The organism is Streptosporangium sp. NPDC003464, assembly GCF_053588315.1.
In genome coordinates this window covers 1-3360 of record NZ_JBSFPS010000478.1, presented here as the reverse complement: position 1 = coordinate 3360, position 3360 = coordinate 1, and the positions used below count along the sequence as shown (strand labels likewise).

Annotated in this window: 3 protein-coding genes; 2 read left to right on the top strand and 1 reads right to left on the bottom strand. The window is 66.0% G+C overall.

Annotated features, from left to right (window positions below):
• Nucleotides 1-91 precede the first annotated feature (91 nt).
• On the bottom strand, nucleotides 92-835 hold the full coding sequence (locus ACWDS7_RS47485; protein ID WP_451934677.1) for a DJ-1/PfpI family protein: 744 nt from the start codon (nucleotides 833-835) through the stop codon (nucleotides 92-94).
• 71 nt (nucleotides 836-906) lie between these two features.
• Here ACWDS7_RS47485 and ACWDS7_RS47480 point away from each other — a divergent pair, with 71 nt between their 5' ends.
• Both ACWDS7_RS47480 and ACWDS7_RS47475 read left to right on the top strand, forming a co-directional pair.
• On the top strand, nucleotides 907-1875 hold the full coding sequence (locus tag ACWDS7_RS47480; RefSeq protein WP_451934676.1) for a GlxA family transcriptional regulator: 969 nt from the start codon (nucleotides 907-909) through the stop codon (nucleotides 1873-1875).
• A 240-nt stretch (nucleotides 1876-2115) separates the two neighbouring features.
• Nucleotides 2116-2661, top strand: coding sequence for a hypothetical protein (locus ACWDS7_RS47475; protein ID WP_451934675.1), 546 nt, complete (start codon nucleotides 2116-2118; stop codon nucleotides 2659-2661).
• Nucleotides 2662-3360: the final 699 nt, after the last annotated feature.

Sequence of the window (3360 nt, the reverse complement as noted above, 5' to 3'; positions counted from 1 at the left end):
GGCTCCACGCCTACAATCACCACCGAGCACACACCGCACTCGGCGGTCACCCACCAGCCAGCCGCGTTCCTAACCTCTCAGGTCAATACACCTAGCCGCGGCGGCGGGCCTCGTGGACGACGCCGCGGCGTTCGTACTCCAGCACCATCTCGACATTCATCGACATCTGCGTGCCATACGCGCGTTGGACGAGCCACAAGGCCAGTTCCAGGCCACTCGTGACGCCGGCTGAGGTGACCAGGTCACCGTCGTCGACCACGCGTGGCCCCAGCATGCCTCCACCGGGGCCGTTGACGACCTTGCCGCCCTGCTCAGCCAACTGTTTCTTGCTGCCGTGATGCGTGGTGCACGGCCGGCCCCGGACCAGACCCGCCGCACCCAGCAGCAGCGCGCCGGTACACACCGACGCCATGGTCAGCCCCCGTCTGCGGGCCGTGCGCAACGCGGTCGGGATCACTCCGCGCTTGATCTCCGCCGCCACGCCGGGCCTGCCGGCGTCCCGAACGTCGCCGCCCGGCACCAGGATCACGTCCGCCTCCCCGGGCATCCAGTCGGCGCCTACATCGATCCGCGTGCCGCAACTGGCCGTCACCCTACGCGGCCCTTCGACGGTGACCAGCCTCGTCTCGATGGGCGCGCCGAACTTGCCGGCGATGTCGAGGGTTTCCAGCGGCGCGGCGAAGTCCAGTTCCTCGACGCCGTCGAACAACACGATGTGCACGCGTTGCCGCGCACCGACGGACGAGTCCGCCGTGGCGGCAGCAGCCACGGTATCCGGTAGGGCGGCCGCGGTGATCGCGGCGGTCATACCCATCAAGAGGTTCCTGCGTTCCATGGCCCAAGTGTCGAGATTGACGGGATGACCGGACCAGGGCCGAGCGTGCCGTGTTGCGATACGTTCTGGCCATGCACACGGTGGCGGTACTGGCCTTCGACGGGGTCGTCGCGTTCGATCTGGCGGTGCCGTGTCAGGCGTTCTCCGCGGCATGGCGTTCTGACGGAACACCTCGGTATGCGGTCCGGGTCTGCGGTGACCAGGACGTCACCGCCACCGCTGTCGGCGTCCCGAGCTTCCAGGTGCGCTGCGACTTCCCGCTCGACGCGGCCGCCGACGCCGACACGATCGTGGTGCCGGGCGTAGCCCGGCACTCCCAGCCGCCGGAACCACGGGTGCTGGAGCTGCTGCGCACGGCCGCGGGGAACGGCGCACGGATCGCGTCGATCTGCACGGGCGCCTTCGTCCTCGCCGCCGCCGGGCTGTTGGACGGACTCCGGGCCACCACACACTGGCGTGCCGCCCAGGATCTCGCCCGGTCCTACCCGCGTGTCACGGTGGACCCAGCGGTCCTGTTCGTCGACAACGGGCAGGTGCTGACCTCCGCGGGAGCCGCCGCGGGACTCGATCTGTGCCTGCACATGATCCGCACCGATCACGGTGCCGCGGCGGCCGCCGATGCCGCACGTACCGTGGTGATGCCGCCGCAGCGCGACGGCGAGCAGGCCCAGATCATCCGGCACCCCGCTCCCCGAAGCGACGGCCCGATCCTCCAATCGACCTTGCAGTGGATGCACGAGAACCTGCATCTGCCTCTGACGTTGGGCGACATCGCCCGGCATGCGCACTTGAGCGTACGCAGCCTCAACCGGCAGTTCCGGGCACAGACGGGCACCACTCCGCGGAAATGGCTGCTGACCGCGCGACTGGACCATGCCCGGGAACTGCTGGAGACCACTGATCTCCCGGTCGAGCGGATCGCCGCCCTGGCCGGCTTCGGCTCACCCGTGACGCTGCGCTCGCACTTCGCCTCCCGCATCGGCCCCAGTCCCAGCGCGTACCGCGCCACGTTCAAACTCCAGAAGCAGGTCAGGCCATGAATTCAGGAACGTCGGGGGCTTCCGCCTCGTAGTGCGTAGTGCGCACGGGCGGACGGCGAGGTCCTCGCGGCTGGAGCTTCCGAGCAGATGGTCTTCTCCGATCCCGAACGAGCAGGCCGCACTGAAGTGCGCCTACATGGCGATCATGGACCTGGACCCCACCGTCAAGGGGCGCAAACGATGGGCCAGCGGCTCCTCATTCTTCTTTTGGACTCTCATGCAACAGAATCCGGATAAATTATGACTCTTTTTCCTGCTGAAAACCAACAGCGTCTTCTGGTGGCACACGGGCTCGACAGGAGGTTCGGCGCCCTATGGGTCAGCATTGCGGACGGTCACGAGGTGGCCCGAGGTCTGCACTTCCCGGCGGAGACGATAGAGACGTGCGACTTTCAGACCGCTATGAGGTCATACGATCCTGCGGGCTCTGCGCAGCGGGTCTGGATCACGTCGCATGCACCCGGCTGGTCCCATGTCCTTCTCCTCAGTGGCGGGCAGGCGTCGTCCGCGGAGGAGCTCAGCCGCCATGGCCGGCGCGTGTTTGAAATTTCATACGTCGGTGGGATCGAGGAACTTGACGAGCCGATCTACACCTATGACGGCGAGTACAGAAGCGTCTTCGACGAGGCCGAGCATGAAGCCCATTGGACAGATCTGCCAAACGACAACACGATGCCGACACCAGAAGCGCTGGACCAGTTTCTGATCATCATAGGAAGAATCACAGGGCGTTTCCTCGACCAGGATTGGGTTTCATCGGAGGGGCTGTTGTGTGTCATGCCTTGACGCTGACGTAATGCCTTGTGCGGACTGATACAAGTGAGGCGATCGCACTGAGAGGAATCGGTCAACCCAGGCAGGTCGAATCACAATGAAACGAAAACCCTCGGCAAGATCGCAATGCCCTTCCGGCGGCCCCGGTCCGCTCCAGCCGGGTGCCCGCCCACATTGACCGCGTCGGTGGACGGCCCGTTCGCGCTACCCAGGAACTCGACCCTGTGCCTGCCGAAAACACATCCAGGCACGTCAAGCAGGCATTGCATCGCTTCCGAAGCGACAACAGGTCATCCTGACGATCAGCCGCGCATCGTCCACCGATGACTGCTCGGCGGTTGCTCGCGTGTATGCGATACAGCGCGGCATGCGTCGGCACAGGCCGACACGACGATGGGGAGAATTCCGGCAACGGCGGTACGGAACAACACCTGACGGCACTGAGCGGCACCAATCGAGCCGACTCATAATCCGTGGGTCGCAGGTTCGATTCCGTCCATCCGTGACGTCCCCATCCGTGACGTCCTGGCCGACGCGCTGACCGAGCACATCGACCGGCACAGTCCCGAGGACGCGCTGTTCCGGACGGCGCGCGGCAACCTGATCCGGCGGCGACCACTTCAACGTCGACATCCTCGGACCCGCGATCCTCGTGGCCGGGGTGCCGGTGGACATGACGTTCCACGATCTGCGGCGCACCTTCGCCAGTAC

Bases quoted from the DNA above. Each gene is read 5' to 3' on its own strand.
- ACWDS7_RS47485 (WP_451934677.1), bottom strand. From the start codon at position 835: ATGGAACGCAGGAACCTCTTGATGGGTATGACCGCCGCGATCACCGCG.
- ACWDS7_RS47480 (WP_451934676.1), top strand. From the start codon at position 907: ATGCACACGGTGGCGGTACTGGCCTTCGACGGGGTCGTCGCGTTCGAT.
- ACWDS7_RS47475 (WP_451934675.1), top strand. From the start codon at position 2,116: ATGACTCTTTTTCCTGCTGAAAACCAACAGCGTCTTCTGGTGGCACAC.